This window comes from Roseateles sp. (assembly GCF_965262435.1).
Taxonomy (GTDB): Bacteria; Pseudomonadota; Gammaproteobacteria; order Burkholderiales; family Burkholderiaceae_C; genus Paucibacter_A.
Map to the genome: position 1 here is coordinate 878,240 of NZ_OZ253537.1, position 18,934 is coordinate 897,173.

The window sequence follows — 18,934 nt, forward strand, 5'->3', positions numbered from 1 at the left end:
CTATTTGCCGACGCGCAGCTCCACCAGGTCAGAACCCTGGTGCCGCTGGGCGCTGAAGTGCAGGCGCAAGCCGCCGAGATCGAGCGCGCCCAGGGACTCCAGCGCCGGCGCGACGCTCTCGCGTGTCAAGGGTGGCTTGGCCCGGCGCAGGCCCTCAGCCAGGACGCGGGCTGCCACATAACCTTCAAGGCTGATGGAGTCAAAGTCATGCTCGCCGGCCGCCAGCATGGCTTGCTGGTACTCGGCCACGAGGGGTAGCTTGCGGTTCTCGGCATCGGGCATGACCTGGGCCAGGGTCAGGCCCTTCATGCCGGCGCCCAGCGCCTCGCGCAGTGGCTCCAGGCCGGCAAAAGAAAGGGTGTAGAAGCGGCCGCGAAAGCCTTGTTGCCGCGCTTCCCGAACGATGGCCGCGCAGCTGGCATAGCTGCTGACCATGAAGATGGCCTGGCTGCTGCCGGCGCTGGCGCTGCTTCGCTCCAGCAGCTCGCGCACCGGGCTGGCGACATCGGCGCTGTTGCGCTTGACGGTGATCACCTGGCCCAGCTGCAGCTTGGCCTTCTGGGCGGCATCGCGGATAGCTTCCAGGCCGGAGCGGCCGAACAGATCGGCCTGGTAGATCACGTCGACCCGACGCACGCCGTCGCGGCGCATGGCCTGCGCCAGCGCCACGCCTTCCTGGGCATAGCTGGCCCGGACATTGAACACCTGGGCGTTGATGGGCTCGCGCAGCGCATCGGCGCCGCTGTAGGCGCCGACAAACGCCAGCTTGCTGCGCTTGACGAAGGGCAGGGCCGCCAGAGACGTCGGTGTGCCGACATAACCGAACAGCGCCAGGGTGCGGGCCTGTTCGATCAGCTGTCGGGTGTTGGCCTCGGTGCGCTCGGGTTCGTAGGCGTCATCGAGCAGGTCCAGCACCAGGCGTGAGCCATGGATGCCGCCATGCTGGTTGAGCTGCTTGAAATAGGCTCGCGCGCCGGCGTGGTAGCGCAGGCCCAAGGCGGCCGCAGGGCCGCTGAGTGCGGCCGAGGCGCCAATGTGGATCTCGGCCTGGCTGGGATCGCTGGCCCCGGCCGGCAGCGCGGCCAGCGCCAGTGTGCCGATCAGCGCGCCCAGCCCGGCCAGCCAAGCGCGGCGTGGAGACGCAAGAGGCCCGGAGGTCGAAGCAAGGTTGCGAGGCGAGTGGGCAAAGAGCATGGCTGAGGCGGGCGGCTCGGTCGGGTTCAGCTGGCCTGGAACCGCTGGATCCAGTCTAAGCGCTCGCTCGCCCGCTTTCGGGGCAGCCCGGCAGGGAAATTGCTGCTTGGCCCCTGCTGCCCGCGTCAATCGAAACCCGTCACTCGCTCCGTCTTTCGTTTCCCCGCCCGCCCGTGCTCCCTCATTACCGGGCCCGGTGAAAGACGCTGGTGGAACGCCGCCATGCCCAATTCAGTCTTTGACGCCCGAAGCCGCTGCTGAGCAAATCTGCTTGGCCTTGGCGTTTGCCCGGCTGCCGTGCGGCCCGGCTTCACGCCATCACGGTGCCGCAAACTCCTGCTCGTGCAGCCATGCAGCGTGCTTGACGGTGCGGCGGGTGCGGCTCCACTCCTCGATCATGGCCGGTGCCAGCTCGCGCAAGCGCTCCAGCTGACCCGGCTTGACCGTGTTGGCCGCCAGCTCGATGCGGTGGCCGTTGGGGTCGTGCAGGTAGATGGACTGGAAGATCTCGTGGTTGGTCGGGCCCACCACGTCGATGCCCAGGGCCACGAGCTTGGCCTTGGTGCGCTCCAGCGTGGCCACATCCTCGACCTGGAAAGCCAGGTGCTGCACCCAGGCCGGGGTGTTCTCGTCGCGGCCTTGCGGCGGCGACTCGGGCAGCTCGAAGAAGGCCAGCACATTGCCGCGGCCGGCGTCGAGGAAGATGTGCATGTAGGGGTTGGCCTCCTTGGTCGAGGGCACGCGGTCCTCGGAGATGGCCAGCAGCAGGTCCATGTCCAGCGCCTCTTTGTAGAAGCGGATGGTTTCCTGAACGTCGCGGCAGCGGTAGGCGACGTGGTGAATGCCTTGGGTCAACATGATGGTTGTGGCTCCGTCAAGTTTGTGAGTTAGATAACGCCGCGGCGTTCCTGGTCTTTTTCGAGGGAGCGAAAAAGGGCACCGAAGTTGCCTTCGCCGAAACCGAGGTTGTTGCTGCGCTGGATGATCTCGATAAAGATCGGGCCGATGATGTTTTTGGTGAAGATCTGCAGCAGATAGCCCTGCTCGTCGCCATCGACCAGCACCTGGTGCTGCTGAATGCGGGCATGGTCTTCTCGCACACCTTGCACGCGGTCGAAGACCTCCGCGTAGTAATCGGCGTCGATTTCCAGGGTCTCGATGCCACTGCCTTGCAGCTGGTCCAGCGAGCCGAGGATGTCGTTCGTCAGGAAGGCCAGATGCTGAACGCCCGGGCCCTTGTACTCGCGCAGGTATTCGGCGATCTGGTCTTTGTCGTCCTTGGGCTGGTTGATGGGGATGCAGAAGCTGCCATCGGGCGAGCGCAGGGCGAAGCTGGTCAGGCCGGTCTTGGCCCCCTGGATGTCGAAGTAGCGCACTTCCGTGAAGCCGAAGATGCCTTTGTAGAAGGCGGCCCACTTGTCCTGCTCGCCCGGGGGCACGTTGTTGGTCAGGTGGTCCACGGTCAGGAAGCCCTTGTCCGGCTGGATCACCGGAGCATCGAGTGCCACGAAATCGCGCTCGTAGATGCTGGCGCCGGCCGGGTGGGCCTCGATGAAATAGATGATGGATTCGCCGATGCCCCAGACGGCTGGGTAGGCATGGTCTTTCATGGCAGCGGGCACGGCCACGGCGCCGCGGGACACGGCGGCGGCCAGGGCAGTAGCGGCGTTCTCGACACGCCAGCCCATGGCGCTGATCGAGGGGCCGTGGCGGCGCGAGAACTGGGCCGAGTGGCCCGCGCGTTCGCCGTTGAGCAGGAAGTGGATGTCGTTCTGGCGGTAGTAGCTGATGGCCTTGCTCGGGTGGCGGCGCAGCTTGGAGAAACCAAAAGAAAGGAAGAGCGCGTCCAGCTGCTCCAGAGTCGGGCCGCAGAATTCGGTGAATTCGATGCCGGTCAGGCCGACGGGGTTGCTGGGGCTGATGATGCTCATGACGCGGGTCTCCAGGTGTTGGTGTTGGCTTGTGGCTTCGCCCCTCGTGGCGATGGAGCGCATTCTTCGCTCGCCGATGCTTCAAAGAAAGCGAATTTCTTCGTCGTTCTTGATCAATAATTTCGAACATGAAGTTGGATCTCGAAGCCTTGTCTGCACTGGACGCGGTGGTGCGCCATGGCAGTTTTGCGCGCGCCGCCGAGGCCTTGCACAAGGTCACGTCGGCCGTCAGCTACCAGGTCAAGAAATTGGAAGAGCAGCTGAACCTGACCTTGGTCGACCGCAGCGCCTACCGTGTTCGCCTGACGGCCGAGGGCGATGCCGTGCTGGCTGAGGGCCGGCGCCTGCTGCGCCAGGCCTACCAAGTCGAGGCCCTGGCCCAGCAACTGGCCTCGGGCTGGGAGGCTCGCCTGCTGGTGGTGGTGGACGGCATCCTGCCTCTGGCCGACACCTTGCGGGCGCTCAAGCAACTGGTCGACGAAGGCGTGCCGACCCGGGTGCAGCTGAAGATCGAATTTCTGGGTGGCGTGCAGCACCGCTTCGAAAAGGAGCAGGCCGATCTGATGTTGGTCAAGGAGTACCAGCCCTCGGCGCTGCTGCAAGCCCAAGCGAAGGACGACGTGGAGTGCGTGCTTTGCGTGGCGCCCGAGCATGCGCTGGCCCGGCTGGCCGCGGACGCCGGGCGGCCCTTGCGGCTGGAGGAGTTGCAAGACCATGTCGAGCTCAGCGTGCAGGACAGCAGCGACCAGGGCAGCGACCGCCAGATGTTCGGCGGCGAGCGGGTGTTCTACCTGTCTGGCTTTGTTGCCAAGCGCCAGGCCTTGCTGATGGGCATGGGCTTTGGCTGGATGCCTCGCTACCTGGTCGACGAGCCCTTGGCCGCTGGCCAGCTGGTCGAGCTGCCCTACCAGGGCGGCTCTCGATTTCGCTTCACCCCCTGGCTGGTCCAGCGCCTCGACCGCCCACCCGGCCGCGCTGGTCAGCGTCTGATCGAGCTGCTCAGCCGGGCTGCTTGATTGGATCGTTAGTTCCTGGCGACTGGAAGCAGCACACAGCAGCCTCCTAGTTTTCCCTCGTGAGGCCCTGCAGTCCGGGCCGCCGCCGAGCTCATGGTTCCGGGGTTGGCCCTCACGGGCCGACTGCCTTGCGCTGCTCGCGCCTCGGGGCCGGCGCATAACTCACTGCACTCACTGCGCTCGTTCCGTTCAAACAGACGCGCCAAGTCAGAGCTTGAAGCGCGCGGGTACGCGCGCGCCCCGAGCCGCTGCGCTGCTCAGCCCTTCACAAATCGCCCGGCGGCGGGCCGAGCCACCGCAGCGCGCAAACCCGGATACCGAACTTCCGCTATGTGCTGCGACCTGCCACTCGCGCTGCCCAAAAAAAGAGGCGCAAGCCGCCTGAAGCTGCTTGCGCCTTGTAAAACCGGGCAGGTGAGGAGTCGGGCCGGAGCCCGGCCCGCCCGGGCCAGGGAAAGTCGAAATCGAGTTCTGTGAAGCGGATCAGGACTTGGCCGGCGTGGCTTCAGTCTTGGCCGCAGCTGGGGTGGCGCTGGGCGTGGTCACCGCAGCAGCAGCCTCCGTGGCAGGCTTCTTGGGCGTGGCCGGGCCGGCACCGTCGGTCTTGTTCACCGGGCTGGGCATGGCTGTTGCTGCCACCGGGGCGGCGGTAGCGGCCGGCGTGGCTGCAGCGGTGGTGGCCGGCTTGGCCGTGGGGGCTGCTGTCACAGTCGGGGTGGCAGTCGCGGCAGCCGTGGTCACAGAGGCTGCTGCTGGCGTGGCTTGGCTGGTCTTGGCAGCGGCCGGGGCAGCTTTGTGGGCGTGGGCCTTCTTGTGCTCGGCCTTGTGCTCCATCTTCGCTGCACCGGTATGCTGCTCGGTTTTTGCGTTAGCCTCCTTGGTGGCAGGTGCCGCGGTCGTTGCGGTGGCAGCCGGTGCCGTGGTGGTGGCTGCGGTGGCCGTGGGGTTGGCGCTGACCGGCTTGGTAGCTTCGGCGGCCATGGCGCTACCCAAGGACAGAGCCAGCAGCGCGGGGATCAGAGCGGTCTTCAGAGCGTTGGACTTGGTGTTCATCAGGATTTCTCCAAGGGTTGCGAAAGGTACCTGCACAACGACGCCCGATGAGCCGTCGTTGACCCTGTTTCCTCTTCCTTGCAAAGCGTTACACGTGTCACATATCGGCACTTCGATGGGTCGGGGTAAATAAAAAGGGGCGCAAAACGCGCCCCTGTGGGTGTTGGCCGCCGCTGCGCTGATCACCAGATCTTGCAGCGCTTGCTCTCTTCCTTGACCATTTTTTGACCCGGCTTGCATGCGAAAGCCTGGGCAAACTCCGGCATGTTCACGGCCACACCGTTGATGCGGTAGCGGCCCGGCGAATGCGGGTTGGTCAGGGCTTGCACGCGCAGCGCCTCGGGGCGGGCGGTGTTGCAGTCCCACTGACCGAAGCCGATGAAGAAACGCTGCTCGGGCGTCAGGCCGTCGATGGGCGCCAGCTTCTGCGTGGCGGTCTGCTCGCGCCAGGCGGCCAGGGCCAGCACCATGCCGCCCAGGTCGGCCAGGTCCTCGCCCAGGGTCAGGCGGCTGTTGATCTTGATGTCATCGACGATGGTGTACTGCGCATATTGCTCGACCACGCAGGCGGCGCGCTTTTCAAACGCGCGGCCGTCCTTCTTGGCCCACCAGTCCTTGAGATTGCCCTTGGCATCGAACTGGCGACCCTCATCGTCGAAGCCGTGGATCAGCTCATGGCCGATGGTGCCGCCGGTGTTGCCATAGCTGGGCGCGTCGTCGAGCTTGGTGTCGAACAGCGGCGGCTGCAGCACGCCGGCGGGGAAGTTGATGTCGTTCATCTGCGGGTTGTAGTACGCGTTCACCGTCTGCGGCGTCATGCCCCACTCGCCGCGGTCCAGCGGCTTGCCGATCTTGTTCAGCTGGCGCCGCGCTTCGAAGGCATTGCCGCGCTGCACATTGCCCAGGAAGTCATCGCGCTTGATCTCCAGCGCGCTGTAGTCGCGCCAGACATCGGGGTAGCCGATCTTGTTGACGATGCTGTGCAGCTTCTCCAGCGCACGCGTTTGCGTGGCCGGGCTCATCCATTCCAGCGCCTTAACGCGCTGGGCCATGGCGCGCTCGATCTGTTCGGTCATCTGCTGGGTCTTGGCCTTCAGCTCGGGGCTGAAATTGCGTGCCACGAACTCCTGGCCCAGGGCTTCGCCGATCTGGTTGTCCACCAGCTCGACACAGCGCTTCCAGCGTGCCTTGAGCTGGGGCACGCCGTTGAGCGTCTGGCCAAAGAAGTCGAAGTTGGCCTGCACCACGGCCTGGTTCAGATGCGGCGCCTGGCTGCTCAGGGTCTGCCAGCGCAGGTAGGTCTTGATGTCGTCCAGGCTGCTCTTCTTGAGCAGGCCGGCCAGGGCCTTGAAGAAGGCCGGCTCGGTGACGTTGAAGACCCGGGTGGAAGCCGGCACGCCCAGGGCCTGCTGGTAGGCCGCCCAGTCGAAGCCGGGGGTCAGGGCTTGCAGGCCGCGGGCGTCGAACTTGTGGAAAGTCTTGTAGGGGTCACGCTTGTCCACACGGCTCAGGGTGGCGCGGGCCAGGGTGGTTTCCATGGCCAGCACGCGGGCGGCGGCCGCCTGAGCCTGGCTTGCGCTGCTGCCGCCAAGCTCGAACATGCGGGCGATGTGGGCGCTGAACGCTTTCCGCATCTTGAGCGATTTCGCATCGCTCTTCAGATAGTAGTCGCGGTCCGGCAAGCTGATGCCACCGGCCATGGCAAAGGCAATCAGCTGGCTGGAGTCGGCCAGGTCCTGGCTCGATGTGAAGGCAAAGAACAGGCGCTCGTTGTTGCTGGCCAGCTGCAGGGCGGCCAGCAGGGCCGGCAGCTCCTGCTTGCTGCTCAGGCCGTCGATGCGGCTCAGCAGCGGTTGCAGGGCTTGCAGGCCACGGCGCTCGGCCGCGCCTTCGTCCATGCAGGCGGCGTAGTAGTCGGCCATCTGAGCCTGGCTGGCGTTCAGCTGCGCGGCCGGGCTGCTTGCCAGACGCTCCAGGATGCCCCAGAGATAACGCTGGTTCTCATCGGCCATCTTGGCATAGACCGACCAGCGCGACTGGTCGGCCGGCACCGGGTTCTTTTCCATCCAGCCGCCGCAGACGTACTGGTAAAAGTCTTCGCAGGGGTCGACGCTGCGGTCCATGGCCTGCAGGTCCAGGCTGGGCGTGTAGGGCAGGCTGGTCAGGGGCTGTTCCTTGGCGGCGCTGTTGTTGCCATCACTGGTCTGGGCCTGGGCCAGCAGACTCAGCGTCCCCAGGCTCAGGGCGCTCAACAGGGCTTTGAAGGGCGCACTGCGGCGCATGGGCTGGGAGATCTTGGGCATGGGGGGCGGCATCGTTGGCGACCGTCATGGGTCGAAGCCTCGGATTCTCCGCCAAGCGCGACGCGCGCTGGCGCAGTTCAGCGCGCGGTCTGCTTGAGCACTTCGTCCTGCCAGGTCTCGCGCAGCTTCTTCATCTCCCAGGCCCAGACAAAGGGGCGCAGGGCGCGGGCGCGGCTGTACTGGGCCGGGTCCAGCAGGCGCTGGCGCAGCTCGGGCGGCAGGTCCAGGTGAGCGATGCGAATCGGCCGGGCATAGCCGCGCGCCAGCTGCAGCTGGCCGGCGTCGCTGAAGATGTACTCGCGTGCCAGCTGCGCGGCATTGGGGTGCGGTGCGTGGCGGTTGATGAGGGTGGTGTAGCCGCTGGTGACCGAGCCGTCGGTGGGAATCAGTACTTCGTAGTCGGCAGGCTGCGTCAGGCGGCTGCGATGGCCCAGGGCGACGAAATCCCAGAGCAGGAAGACATCGGCCTTGCCGCGCTGCAAGTCGTCCACCGTGGCATTGCTGTGAATCAGCCGGCCCTGCCGGGCCAGCTTGGCAAAGGCCTCCAGCGCCGGCTGCAGGCGCACTTCATCGCCGCCCAGTGCGATGGCGGCCGCCAACACATTGGCGCTGGCCTGGGCCGAGCTGCCGACGCCGCCGACCTGCACCGTGTAGGGGCCATCAAACAGCTCCTGCCAGCTGCGCGGCACCCGCCCGCCGTGCCGCTTCTTGTTGACGGCAAAGGCAATCGTGCCGGTGTAGGCCAGGGCCCAGTAGCCATCTTCGTCGCGCGCCCAGGCGGGGATCTGCTCCCAATACTTGGGCTTGTGCGGCCGGCTGATGCCACGCCCGCGCGCCACCGCGCCATATTCGAAGCCGACATCGCCCAGGTCCACGGTGCCGCGGCTGCCGTCGCGCGCCATGCGCTCGATCTCGTCGGCGCTGTTCATGTTCTCGTCGCTGTGCTCGATGCCGTAGAGCCGCTTCAGGTCGGCCCAGATGCCCGCCCAGTTGGCCCAGCTGTCGGGCATGCCCAGGGTGTGGAGTCGGCCCTCGGCACGGGCCGCGGCTTCCAGCTGGCGCTCTGCGCTCAGCGCCGGCAGGCCGGGTGCGAGCGGTGCGGACGCCGCCAGCTGCGCCAGCGCCTGCCCGGTGGGCAGGCTCAGGGCGGTGAGCAGTAGGCGGCGTTGCATACGTAGATTGTTACAGTTTGTGCCCGCGCGACCCAGGGCACAGCGCACGGATCAACCGAGAACGCGCAAGATCTCCTCGCCGTACGCTTCCAGCTTCTTCGCCCCCACGCCGCTGATGCCGGCCAGCTCGTCCAGGCTTTGCGGGTTCTGCCGGGCCATCTCGGCCAGGGTGACGTTCTGGAAGATCACATAGGCGGGCAGGCCGTGCTCCTTGGCCACTTCGGCGCGCCAGGCCTTGAGCAGTTCGAAGCGCGCCAGGGCATCGTCGTCGAGCTCGATCGGCGCGCTGCTCTTGCCACTGCTGCCAGTGCCAGGTTTGCCATTGCGCGTCAGCCGGCCGCGTTTGGGGGCCACGGTGGGCACGCGCAGCAGCAGCTGCACCTCGCCCTTGAGCACGGCGCGGGCGCTGTCGGCCAAGGCCAGGGTCATGTACTCGCCCTCGGTGAACACATGGCCCAGAGCGATCAGCTGGCGCAGCACGGCGCGCCACTGGGTCTCGGGCAGGTCAGCGCCGATGCCCCAGGTGGACAGGCTTTGGTGCCCGTACTGCGTGACCTTGTCGGTGACCTTGCCGCGCAGCACATCGATCAGATGGCCGGCACCAAAGCGCTGGCCGCCGTTCTGGTGAAAGCGGTAGATGCAGCTGAGCAGCTTGCGGGCGGAATCGGTGCCGTCCCAGGTGGCGGGCGGCACGAGGCAGTTGTCGCAGTTGCCACAAGCGGTACTTAACTCACCGAAATAACCGAGCAGCCGCACGCGCCGGCAGTCGGTCGCCTCAGCCAGAGCCAGCAAGGCGTCGAGCTTGCCGCGCTGCCCTTTCTTGAATTCCTCGCCGGCCGGGCTTTCGTCGATCATGCGGCGCTGGTTCACCACATCGGCCAGGCCGTAGGTCATCCAGGCATCGGCCGCCGCCCCGTCGCGGCCGGCGCGGCCGGTCTCCTGGTAGTAGCTCTCGATGTTCTTGGGCAGGTCCAGGTGGGCGACGAAGCGCACATCGGGTTTGTCGATGCCCATGCCGAAGGCGATGGTGGCCACCATGACGATGCTGTCTTCGCGCAAGAAACGGTCCTGGTGGCGCTGGCGCACGGCGGCGTCCAGACCGGCGTGATACGGCAGGGCCTTGATGCCGGCGCTTACCAACCAGTCGGCCGTCTCATCCACTTTTTTGCGGCTCTGGCAGTAGACAACGCCGGCGTCCTCGCCATGTTCGTCCTGGATGAAGCGCAGCAGCTGATCGCGCGGCTTGCTGTCCTTTTCGACGATGGTGTAGCGGATGTTGGGCCGGTCGAAGCTGCTGATGAAGATGCGCGCCTCTTCCAGGCGCAGGCGCTCGATGATGTCGGCGCGGGTCAGGTCGTCGGCGGTGGCGGTCAGCGCGATGCGCGGCACCTCGGGGTAGCGCTCGTGCAGCAGACTGAGAGCCAGGTACTCGCTGCGGAAATCATGGCCCCATTGGCTGACGCAGTGCGCCTCGTCGATGGCGAACAGGCTCAGCAGGCCGCGCTCCTGCAGCGAATCGAGCTGGGCCAGGAAGCGCGGGTTGGTGATGCGCTCGGGCGCGGCGTAGAGCATGACCAGGCGGCCGCTCATCATCTCGCGCTCGACATGGGCGGCCTGCTCGCCGCTCAGGCTGCTGTTCAGGAAGGCGGCGTGCACACCGGCTTCTTCCAGCGCGCCGACCTGGTCGTGCATCAGGGCGATCAGGGGGCTGACCACCACGGTCACGCCTTGCTGGCTGCGGTGGCGCGCGATGGCGGGGATCTGGTAGCAGAGGCTTTTGCCACCGCCGGTGGGCATCAGCACCAGGGCGTCGCCGCCGGCCACCACATGGCCCACGATGTCGGCCTGCGCGCCACGGAAGGCGCTGTAGCCGAAGACTTCATGCAGGATTTTCTGCGGGCTGGCGTCGGGGGAAATGGAGGGTGCTTTCATCGAGTCCGCAATGGTACGCCCCCGGCTCGCCATGATCCGTTAGGCCTTTTGCCGTCATCGCGCTGTCGCTTGAGTTCTGCACATTTCGCGCTGCGCTGGCGGAAGCCGGCCATCACCGCCGTGAATTTCCGTAAGTTACCCCCAACGACAGCAGCAGGAGCCATCCATGAAGGGCATCAAGCACCCCCGCAATGACGAGACGATCAATCCGTCCGGCAATGCATCGATTTACGACATCATCGACGGCATCGACAGCAGCCGCCGTACCTTCATCAAGGGCTCGGTCGGTACCACCGCCCTGGCCGCCGCCGGTGGCCTGACCCTGTCGGGCCTGGTTGGTACCGTGCAAGCCGCGCCCGTGCCCGCAGGCCTGGGTTTCCCTGGCATTGGTTTTGAAAGCGTGCCCGCCAGCGTGTCCGTCACCACGGCGCCTGCAGCGTCGGCCGTGGCCGACAAGATCACCGTGCCGGCCGGCTACACCGCCGAGTTGTTCGTGGCTTGGGGCGACGCGATCATGCCCGGTGGCGTGCCTTTCGCTTCTGACGCCAGCAACACCGCCGCTGAGCAGGCCAAGCAATTTGGCGCGCACAACGACGGCATGGCCTTCTTCCCCTTCACCGGCGCGGACGGCAAGCCCACCTCGGACCGTGGCATTCTGGCCATCAACAACGAGTACACGCCTGAAGAAATCTTGACCCCTGCCGGCATTGCAGGCGCCAACCTGGCAGCGGTGCGCAAGTCGCAAGCCGCCCATGGCGTGTCCATCCTCGAAGCCCGCCGCCGCAATGGCAAGTGGGCCGTGGTCAAGAACTCGCCCTATGGCCGCCGCCTGACCGCCAACACCAAGACCCGCATCTCCGGCCCGGCCGCCGGCCATGCCTTGATGAAGGCCAATGAGTACAGCATCAACGAGAACGGCAGCTTCCCCACCGGCAAGCAAACCGATGGTTTCACCGCTTACGGCACCATCAACAACTGCGCCAACGGTGTGACGCCCTGGGGCACCTACCTGACTTGCGAAGAGAACTTCAACGGCAATTTCGGTGCCAACACGGCTGTGCCTGCGCCCACTTCCGGCGAAGTCGGCAAGATGTTCAACCGTTACGGCCTGACCAAGGACGGCTTCAACTACAAGTGGCACACCCAGGACCCGCGCTTTGACCTGAACGGCAACCCCAACGAAGCCAATCTGTTTGGCTGGGTGGTGGAAGTGGACCCCTACGATCCGAAGAACGTGCCGGTCAAGCGCACCGCCCTGGGCCGCATCAAGCACGAAAGCGCCCAGTATGTGGTGGACAAGGACGGTCATCTGGCCGTCTATATGGGCGACGACGAGCGCAACGAGTACATCTACAAGTTCGTCAGCGCCGGCAAGTACAACCCGGCCAGCCGCGCTGCCAACCGTGACCTGCTCGACGCCGGCACCCTGTACGTCGCCAAGTTCGCCTCCGACCTGAGCGGTCAATGGCTCGCACTGTTGCCCGGCACCATCGGCACGGACGGCCTGGCCTTGCGTGACAACGCCAACTTCGCCGGCGCCGACGACGCCGAAGTGCTGGCCAAGATCCTGATCAAGACCCGCATGGCCGCCGACGCTGTTGGCGCCACCATGATGGACCGCCCCGAGTGGACCGGTGCCCGCCCACGCATCGGCGGCTTCAACAAGATCGAGATCTACTGCACGCTGACCAACAACAACCGCCGCGGCAGCAGCGCCACACCGTCGTCAAACAAGGCCGATGGTTCGACCGCCGCTGGTTCGGCCCGCCCCGCCGTCGACGCAGCCAACCCACGCGAAGACAATATCTACGGCCACATCATCCGTTGGCAAGAAGATGCCGACACCGTCAAGGCCACCAGCTTCACTTGGAACCTGTTCCTGCAAGCCGGTGACACCAAGACCACCAAGCCGGCCAAGCCCACCAACAACTACAAGGGCAATATCGTCGCCGACCCCTTCGGCAGCGCCGACTTCGGCGCGCCGGACGGCCTGTGGTTCGACCACTTCGGCCGCCTTTGGGTGCAGACCGACCAGATCGGTGACGCTTCCGGTGACTGGAAGAACATCGGCGCCAACTGCATGGTCTGCGCCGACCCGAACACGGGCATGGCCCGCCGCTTCCTGACCGGCCCGAACGGCTGCGAAGTGACCGGCATCGCCATGAGCCCGGATGGCAAGACCATGTGGGTCGGTGTGCAGCACCCCGGCGAGGACGCATTGCCAAGCAACCCCGAGTTGAAGTCGCGCTGGCCTGCAAACCAGTGGGGCGTGGAGTCCGACGGTGTCACCTCGGTGCCGTTTGGCCGCCCCCGTTCGAGCGTGGTCGTGATCACCAAGGACGACGGCGGCATCATCGGCAGCTGAGTGCTGAGGGCCTGAACAGGCCCATGCGGCGGGCGCGAGCGCGGTGCCTTCGAGGCCCGACCACTCGCCCGCCGCACCCCTGCAACTCACCTTCACTCACTCCTCTGGAGCAAGACCCATCATGAAAACCCAAATCAAGACCCTGGCCCTGGCGGCCTGCCTTTTGCTGGCCGGCGGCGCCCATGCCGACGCCGTTGATTCCGATGCCGGCTTCGGCACCGCCCTGCGTGTGAGCTTCAACAGCTTCGACGGCCTGCTCACCGGCAACACCGTGGAACTGGGCCTGGCCGAGACCGGCTACAACGTCTTCCTGCAGCCCGGCCAAGGCACAGAAATCGGCGCCAACCTGCGTGACTTGGGCGAGAACGGCCTCTGGGGTGCCCGCGGCAACCCCGTGGACGGCTTGACCCCGACGCCCACCGGCAGCGGCAACTTCCTCGCCAGCAGCGGCGGCCCCCTGCACTTCAGCTTCGGCGCGGCCGTGAGCAGCGTCGGCGCCTACCTGAACCAGTACCGCACCGACGGCCAGGCCAACAGCTTGGTGCTGACCGCCTACGGCCAGAACGGCGCCGTGCTGGAGTCCTTCAGCTACAGCATCCAGACCACGTTTGACAGCTACAACGAAGGCAAGTTCCTCGGCTTCGTGCGTGGCCAAGCCGACATCTACAGCTTCAGCGTGGCCGGCAGCGATGTCAGCCTGGACGAACTCAGCTTTGCCGCTCCCGTGCCTGAGCCGCAAAGCGCGGCGCTGCTGTTCGGCGGTCTGGGTCTGCTGTTCGCCCTGGCTCAGCGCCGCCGTTCCAAGGTCTGATCAAGGCCTGCGCTTCTCCAAGGCCCGCTCGCGGAGTACCGAACGCCGCGGCGGGCATTGGTGTGCAGCGAGTTTTCGGTCAAGATGGCAGCCACCATCCGGTGTAGCAACAGCAGAGTGGGCGCCACCATGACCGAAGACTCAGAAGACAAGGCCGCGGAGCTGCGGCTGAAGCTGATCCGCAATTTCCTGGAAGTGCCGCGCGAGCGCTACCTGCGCCCGCCGCGCTACGACAGCCTGGTCGGAGCCGTGTCCGAGGGCACCGTGGCGCGCAAACTCGGCTGTGGCGTGGACACCGTGGCGCCCGGGCAGCAGAGCTGCCCCTACCACTTTCACCACACGCAAGAGGAGATGTTCATCGTCCTCGAGGGTCAGGGAACCTTGCGGGTGGCCGATGAACTGCTGGCCATCAAGGCCGGCGACGTCATCTTCATTCCCTGCGGGCCCGAATACCCGCACCACATCCTCAACACCTCGGACGCCGAGCTCAAGTACCTGAGCATCAGCACCCAGGACCGGCCCGAGGTCTGCGAATACCCCGACTCGGGCAAGATCGCTGTGTTCTCCAAGGGCCCGGCCTTCGTCCATCGGCGCGAGCACGGTCTCGATTACTGGGACGGCGAGCCCTGAGCGCAGGCCCGGCCTGAGCGGGACAGGTGCAGCAACTCAGCCGACACCGTTCACCAGCTTGTCGTGCAGACGGGTGGCATGGGCGTCGGACAGCCCGGCCAGTTGGTCGGCAATGACTCTCATTTTCTCGGTCTCGCTCCCAGCCCCCGCGTAGGCCGCAAGGGCTTCGTCGCGCAATAAGCGCTTGGGTGTGGTGACGCAGGCCTCGAACAGCTCGCGCAAGACGAGTTGGCCGCGATGCTCTTGCATCTGGACCTGGGCACGGTCGTAGAGGCGGCGCTGCACCAAGGCTTGCAAGCCACCCAGAAAGACTTGAGCCTGAGGCAGCAACTGCACCTGCCAGGCCAGCAGGGCTTCCTCGTGGCCGGGCAGGGGTTCCACTTCGGCGGACACCACCAAGGCGTTCACCAGGGTGCCTATGGCGCGCTTGCGTGCCGGTGTCGAGCTGCCGAACAAGGCCTGGCCGATGCCGTCGATATCGCCCAGGTCCACCGCCTCGGCCCAGCTGCGATCGAACTCGATCGCCTCCCAATCCTCGCGGGCGATCTCGCCCAGGGTCAGGCCATCTTCGAACTCATGAACGCCCTGTGCAATCCCGGCCGCCAGCTGAACCAGGCTGGCATCCAGGCTGCCAGGTCCGGCGTGGCCATGCTGATGCTCCGTCGCCGCACGCCGGGGCATCAGCAGGCGATCGGCTTCCGGGCCTTCCAGGGGCATGAGAACCCAATCCACCAGGTCCTGGTCTTCGTCGTAAAAGCCCTGGGGCGGTGACCAGTGTTCGCGCAGCGGCACCATGCCGGGCCCGGGCTGCTGTCGCGAGCGGGGCGACAGCAGCCGCGACCAGGGGCAGGGGCGGTCCAGCATGCCGAGCAAGAGGCGGCGCGAGGGGTCGAGGCCGAAGCCTTCGGCATAGGGCTCCTGGCGTGCCAACAGACGGATGCTTTGCGCGCGCGTCTCGAAGCCGCCATGCTCGTGCATCAGGCAGTTGAGCATGATCTCCCCGCCGCGGCCAAAGGGGGCCGCGCCCAGTTCGCGTGCAAAGGCAATGGACTCCAGCAAGTTCGGGTCCGGCAGCAAGGCCACCCAGGGCTCCGAGCGGGAGTGCAAGCCCTCCAGGGCCCTCAACAAACCACGCGCCAGCTGCGCGGTCTCCAGCGCATGGGTCAGTCGCGAGCGCATGACTTCGCCCTCGTCGAGACTGGGCCAGCTGAGCTTGCCCTGCAAGCGGCGGAAGGAGCTGCAGTGCAGCACGCGGGCACGGTCGCGGGCGAAAGGGTTGCGGTAGCTGCCTCGGGCCCGTTGAAGCTCCGAGCCGGAGCGCCGAACCAGCCATTGCATGCTGCCGCGCAGTTGCCTGAGCTGTTCGCTCAGCGTGGACGTTTCGGGCGTGGAGCTCATGGCATCTCCTTTCGCCCGGCCATCGGTCCGCCAGCGATTGCGGCGGCATGCGGTGCCGGGTGCTCGTCGGCACACGATAGGCTTGCACGCTCAGCTTTGCACAGTGCCCACCATGGCGCCGCCGTGGACTTTGACCGGTTTTCCGGCAGGGCCGCGGCTGTCAGCGCCTTGCAAGCTCCTCCAGCGGCGCGCGGGCCTCACTGCTACCGCCGCCGCTGTTGCTGTTGCTCGGCACTGCGCGGGCGTTGCTGGCCTTGTCACCGCGGGCGTTGATGCGCGAGATGCCAGAGGACTGGCGTTGCACCTCGGGCCGGCCCCAGTAGTCGACCTGGCCGAAGCCCGAGACCGAGATGGCCAGCTGTTCGGTGGCCCAGACCTCGGCCTCGCCGATGCCACTGATGCTGAGGGCCGCGCGATGGGCCTGCAGGTTTTCGGCCTGCAGCCGCCCCTTGCCGGAGATGCGCAGCGACAGCATGTTCACCTGGCCGCTGATGCTGCCGGTGCCGGCACCGGAGATGCCGAAGTTCAAGCGCTCGGCATTGAGATCGTCGAAACGTGCCGTGCCGGCGCCCGAGATGCTGACCGTCAGCTGGACGCAGCGGAATGCGCCGGGCGCGTGCAGATCGCCCGCGCCTGACAGGATCACTTGATGGAGCCGGCGCAGGGTGACGTCGATCTGCGGCCTTTGGTTGCGCCACATCTTCCAGCCGTCGACTGAGCGGATCTGCAGCTTGTCGCCGCTGTAGTCGAGCTCGATCTGCTTCTGTGCCTCGGCGTCACCGACCACGAAGACCTGGTCGCGTTCGCCCTGGATCAGTCGCACATTGGCGGTGCCGGAGAGCTCCAGGCGCTCGAAGGGGCGGCCGACGTAGAGCTTGCCCTCGGCCGCCGGCGGGGCCGGTGGCGCCACGGCCGCAGGAGCCGCGGGCGCTGCAGGCTTGGCCGGAGCCGCTGCGGCGGGCGCCCCGCCGGGCTGAGCGGCCACCCACTCGCTCATCAGACAGGCCAGCAGGCCGGTGGACAGCAGCTTCCAGCTCATATCGATTGCTCCCTCAGTTTCTTGGACACATCGCGGTTGGCCGTGAAGCGGCTGCCATCCTGCATTTGCACGATCAGTTGCGAGTTTTCGTCCGGCGTCATCGAGACCACGAAGTCGAGATTGACGATGCAGCTGCGCTGCAGCTTGATGAAGCGGCTCGGGTCCAGGCGCTGTTCGAAGGCCGTGATGGGCAGATTGACCAGGTACTGGCGGCCACCGCTGGCCACGGCCGTGTACTTGATGTCCGAACGCAGATATTCGACGGTGTCCACCTGGATCGGGAAGATCTTGCCCTGGTCGCGCACCAGCAGCCGGGTCATGGGTGAGTTGTCGGGCTTGGCCGCGGCCTCCAGGGCCTGGGTGCTGCCGACCGTTTCGGCGGCGGTGCTGCGCTGCAGCGCATGGCCGACGGCCTCGTTGAAGCGCTCCTGCGAGAAGGGTTTGAGCAGGTAGTCGGCCGCGTGCAGCTCAAAGGCGGTGATGGCGTGCTCGTTGTAGGCGGTGGTGAAGATGACACGCGGTGCCGGGCCGCCGGCGCCGTCCTCGGCCAGGGCGCGCAAGACCTGCAGGCCGCTCAGCCCCGGCATATTGATGTCCATGAAGACCAGCTCCGGCCGCAGGCTGCGGATCTGTTCCAGCGCGCTCAGACCGTCGGCACAGCAGGCAAGCAGCTCCAGCTGCGGCAGCTGCGCGACCCAGTCGGCCAGGGCTTCGCTGGCCAGGGGTTCGTCCTCGGCGATCAGGGTGCGTATGCGGGGTGTGGCGGTGGTGTTCATGGGGGTCATGCGGTGAGGGCTTGCGGAATCCACAGGTCGACGCGGAAACCTGCGCCGGGTGCGGTGTGGATGTGCATGCGGGCGCGGCCGTCGAAGTCCAGTGCGAAGCGGCGGCGCAGGGCGCCCAGGCCGATGCCGCCTCCGCGGTGGCCGCCGCCGACATGGGCGGCGTCGCTGGGCGAGGCCACTGCGTCCTGCGCGTTCAGCCGGGCCGGGTCGCAGCCGGCGCCGTCGTCTTTGACGGTCAGGGCCAGGCCCTGCGTCAAGGCATCGCGGCGCGCGCTGATGCTGATGCAGCCGCCCTTCACGCTGGGCGAGATGCCGTGGATGATGGAGTTCTCCACCAGGGGCTGCAGGGTCAGCGGCGGGATCTCGTCCTGCAGAGTCTGCGGGTCCAGCGCCCATTCCACGCTGAGGCGCTGCCCCAGGCGCAGGGACTCCAGGGCCAGGTAGTCGCGCACAAAACCCAGCTCTTCCTCCAGGGTCACGCGGTCGGCCACACCGCGCTTGCTGTCCAGCACATAGCGCAGCATGTCGGAGAAACGCAGCAGGGCGGTTTCGGCCGCCTTGGCGTCTTTGCGGGTCAGGGCGATCAGGGAATTCAAGGTGTTGAAGAGGAAATGCGGGTTCAGCTTGCCGCTGATGGCGGCCAGCTCGGCGCGGGCCAGCGCGCTCTCGGCCTGGGCCGCGGCCACCGCGTTGCGGCGGGCGCGCCGGGCATTCAGCACGGCCGCAAAACCGGTGGACACCGGCACATAGACGAACACCCCGGTGATGGCGCGCCAGAGCGCCGTCTGCATCAGCGTGGCCTCGGCGTGCTCGGGGCCGAAGAGCAGGCTGGCGAGCACGAAATCACTGGCCAGCCAGACCGTGCTGAACAGCAGGGCGGCGGCAGCGTGCAGGGCGGCCAGGCTGAGCAGACCGAAGTCGCGCTCATGCAGCCAGCGCACCCAGGGGTAGACCAGCACGCCCATCAGCATCGGCGCCCAGAGCGTCAGCGTGGCCTCGTAGACGGCGGACCAGAGCTGCCACACGCCTTGCTGGCCGCGTTGGTAATCGAGCCCGGCCACCACATACAGCAGCCAGGTCAGCAGGCAGGCACCGCCATAGGCCAGCCAGAAACGCCGGCGGCTGCCGGTGTTCCAGCTCTGGCTCGGGTTCAGGGGCGTGCGGCTGTCCATGTCGGCATCTTAGGCAAAGCCTGCGCCGCGCCGGGCGCCGGCCTGACTAAGTGCGGGATGCAGGGCGCGAACTGCGGCGCCCTGGGGTTTGGGCTCATGCGGCCCCGTGCAGGCGGGCCAGCCGCGCTCGCTC

At 66.6% G+C, this 18,934-nt stretch carries 15 protein-coding genes; 4 read left to right on the forward strand and 11 right to left on the reverse strand.

The genetic code is table 11. From position 1 onward, the window contains the following. The 3 genes from ACQY39_RS03955 to hppD all read right to left on the reverse strand — a co-directional run bounded on the left by ACQY39_RS03955 (position 1) and on the right by hppD (position 3,125). Positions 1 to 1,194, reverse strand: a complete 1,194-nt coding sequence (locus ACQY39_RS03955; protein WP_428503595.1) for an ABC transporter substrate-binding protein — start codon at positions 1,192 to 1,194, stop codon at positions 1 to 3. Between the two features lie 318 nt (positions 1,195 to 1,512). Further along, positions 1,513 to 2,052: a VOC family protein gene (locus tag ACQY39_RS03960; protein ID WP_263561740.1), complete on the reverse strand. Its 540-nt coding sequence runs from the start codon at positions 2,050 to 2,052 to the stop codon at positions 1,513 to 1,515. 29 nt (positions 2,053 to 2,081) lie between these two features. Next, positions 2,082 to 3,125 carry a 4-hydroxyphenylpyruvate dioxygenase gene (gene hppD, locus ACQY39_RS03965; protein ID WP_428503598.1) on the reverse strand — a complete coding sequence of 348 codons (1,044 nt, stop codon included), beginning with the start codon at positions 3,123 to 3,125 and terminating at the stop codon, positions 2,082 to 2,084. 128 nt (positions 3,126 to 3,253) lie between these two features. Between hppD and ACQY39_RS03970 the strand changes: the two genes are divergently transcribed. After that, on the forward strand, positions 3,254 to 4,141 hold the full coding sequence (locus tag ACQY39_RS03970; RefSeq protein WP_428503600.1) for a LysR family transcriptional regulator: 888 nt from the start codon (positions 3,254 to 3,256) through the stop codon (positions 4,139 to 4,141). A 483-nt stretch (positions 4,142 to 4,624) separates the two neighbouring features. Here ACQY39_RS03970 and ACQY39_RS03975 read toward each other — a convergent pair whose 3' ends face one another. The 4 genes from ACQY39_RS03975 to recQ all read right to left on the reverse strand — a co-directional run bounded on the left by ACQY39_RS03975 (position 4,625) and on the right by recQ (position 10,601). Next, positions 4,625 to 5,194 carry a hypothetical protein gene (locus tag ACQY39_RS03975; protein WP_428503602.1) on the reverse strand — a complete coding sequence of 190 codons (570 nt, stop codon included), beginning with the start codon at positions 5,192 to 5,194 and terminating at the stop codon, positions 4,625 to 4,627. Positions 5,195 to 5,376: 182 nt separating this feature from the next. After that, the gene (locus tag ACQY39_RS03980) at positions 5,377 to 7,497 is read right to left on the reverse strand and encodes a M13 family metallopeptidase (protein WP_428503604.1); all 2,121 of its coding nucleotides are present in this window, start codon (positions 7,495 to 7,497) and stop codon (positions 5,377 to 5,379) included. Positions 7,498 to 7,574: 77 nt separating this feature from the next. Then, a complete protein-coding gene (locus ACQY39_RS03985; protein ID WP_428503606.1) occupies positions 7,575 to 8,669 on the reverse strand; it encodes an ABC transporter substrate-binding protein in 1,095 nt (364 codons plus the stop codon). Between the two features lie 51 nt (positions 8,670 to 8,720). Next, positions 8,721 to 10,601 carry a DNA helicase RecQ gene (gene recQ / locus ACQY39_RS03990; protein WP_428503608.1) on the reverse strand — a complete coding sequence of 627 codons (1,881 nt, stop codon included), beginning with the start codon at positions 10,599 to 10,601 and terminating at the stop codon, positions 8,721 to 8,723. Between the two features lie 166 nt (positions 10,602 to 10,767). On the opposite strand from recQ, the gene ACQY39_RS03995 reads away from it, so the two are divergent. The 3 genes from ACQY39_RS03995 (at position 10,768) to ACQY39_RS04005 (ending at position 14,407) form a co-directional block, all read left to right on the forward strand. Beyond that, complete coding sequence (locus ACQY39_RS03995) at positions 10,768 to 12,966, forward strand: PhoX family protein (protein ID WP_428503610.1); 2,199 nt, start codon at positions 10,768 to 10,770, stop codon at positions 12,964 to 12,966. Between the two features lie 121 nt (positions 12,967 to 13,087). Then, the gene (locus ACQY39_RS04000) at positions 13,088 to 13,777 is read left to right on the forward strand and encodes a PEP-CTERM sorting domain-containing protein (RefSeq protein ID WP_428503612.1); all 690 of its coding nucleotides are present in this window, start codon (positions 13,088 to 13,090) and stop codon (positions 13,775 to 13,777) included. Between the two features lie 129 nt (positions 13,778 to 13,906). Continuing rightward, the gene (locus tag ACQY39_RS04005) at positions 13,907 to 14,407 is read left to right on the forward strand and encodes a cupin domain-containing protein (RefSeq protein ID WP_428503613.1); all 501 of its coding nucleotides are present in this window, start codon (positions 13,907 to 13,909) and stop codon (positions 14,405 to 14,407) included. A 36-nt stretch (positions 14,408 to 14,443) separates the two neighbouring features. On the opposite strand, the gene dgt is transcribed toward ACQY39_RS04005, so the two are convergent. From dgt to ACQY39_RS04025, 4 genes are all read right to left on the reverse strand, one after another. After that, positions 14,444 to 15,805, reverse strand: a complete 1,362-nt coding sequence (dgt, locus tag ACQY39_RS04010; protein WP_428503615.1) for a dGTP triphosphohydrolase — start codon at positions 15,803 to 15,805, stop codon at positions 14,444 to 14,446. Between the two features lie 160 nt (positions 15,806 to 15,965). Further along, on the reverse strand, positions 15,966 to 16,844 hold the full coding sequence (locus tag ACQY39_RS04015) for a head GIN domain-containing protein (RefSeq protein WP_428503617.1): 879 nt from the start codon (positions 16,842 to 16,844) through the stop codon (positions 15,966 to 15,968). Continuing rightward, the gene (locus ACQY39_RS04020; RefSeq protein ID WP_428503619.1) at positions 16,841 to 17,620 is read right to left on the reverse strand and encodes a LytR/AlgR family response regulator transcription factor; all 780 of its coding nucleotides are present in this window, start codon (positions 17,618 to 17,620) and stop codon (positions 16,841 to 16,843) included. Before ACQY39_RS04020 ends, ACQY39_RS04015 begins: the two co-directional genes overlap by 4 nt. Positions 17,621 to 17,625: 5 nt before the next feature. After that, entirely contained in the window at positions 17,626 to 18,801 is a 1,176-nt protein-coding gene (locus ACQY39_RS04025) for a sensor histidine kinase (RefSeq protein WP_428503621.1), read from the reverse strand. Positions 18,802 to 18,934 lie beyond the last annotated feature (133 nt).

Excerpts from the sequence above, each read along its gene's own strand:
- ACQY39_RS03955 (WP_428503595.1), bottom strand. The coding sequence starts at position 1,194 with ATGCTCTTTGCCCACTCGCCTCGCAACCTTGCTTCGACCTCCGGGCCT.
- ACQY39_RS03960 (WP_263561740.1), bottom strand. The coding sequence starts at position 2,052 with ATGTTGACCCAAGGCATTCACCACGTCGCCTACCGCTGCCGCGACGTT.
- hppD (WP_428503598.1), bottom strand. The coding sequence starts at position 3,125 with ATGAGCATCATCAGCCCCAGCAACCCCGTCGGCCTGACCGGCATCGAA.
- ACQY39_RS03970 (WP_428503600.1), top strand. The coding sequence starts at position 3,254 with ATGAAGTTGGATCTCGAAGCCTTGTCTGCACTGGACGCGGTGGTGCGC.
- ACQY39_RS03975 (WP_428503602.1), bottom strand. The coding sequence starts at position 5,194 with ATGAACACCAAGTCCAACGCTCTGAAGACCGCTCTGATCCCCGCGCTG.
- ACQY39_RS03980 (WP_428503604.1), bottom strand. The coding sequence starts at position 7,497 with ATGCCCAAGATCTCCCAGCCCATGCGCCGCAGTGCGCCCTTCAAAGCC.
- ACQY39_RS03985 (WP_428503606.1), bottom strand. The coding sequence starts at position 8,669 with ATGCAACGCCGCCTACTGCTCACCGCCCTGAGCCTGCCCACCGGGCAG.
- recQ (WP_428503608.1), bottom strand. The coding sequence starts at position 10,601 with ATGAAAGCACCCTCCATTTCCCCCGACGCCAGCCCGCAGAAAATCCTG.
- ACQY39_RS03995 (WP_428503610.1), top strand. The coding sequence starts at position 10,768 with ATGAAGGGCATCAAGCACCCCCGCAATGACGAGACGATCAATCCGTCC.
- ACQY39_RS04000 (WP_428503612.1), top strand. The coding sequence starts at position 13,088 with ATGAAAACCCAAATCAAGACCCTGGCCCTGGCGGCCTGCCTTTTGCTG.
- ACQY39_RS04005 (WP_428503613.1), top strand. The coding sequence starts at position 13,907 with ATGACCGAAGACTCAGAAGACAAGGCCGCGGAGCTGCGGCTGAAGCTG.
- dgt (WP_428503615.1), bottom strand. The coding sequence starts at position 15,805 with ATGAGCTCCACGCCCGAAACGTCCACGCTGAGCGAACAGCTCAGGCAA.
- ACQY39_RS04015 (WP_428503617.1), bottom strand. The coding sequence starts at position 16,844 with ATGAGCTGGAAGCTGCTGTCCACCGGCCTGCTGGCCTGTCTGATGAGC.
- ACQY39_RS04020 (WP_428503619.1), bottom strand. The coding sequence starts at position 17,620 with ATGAACACCACCGCCACACCCCGCATACGCACCCTGATCGCCGAGGAC.
- ACQY39_RS04025 (WP_428503621.1), bottom strand. The coding sequence starts at position 18,801 with ATGGACAGCCGCACGCCCCTGAACCCGAGCCAGAGCTGGAACACCGGC.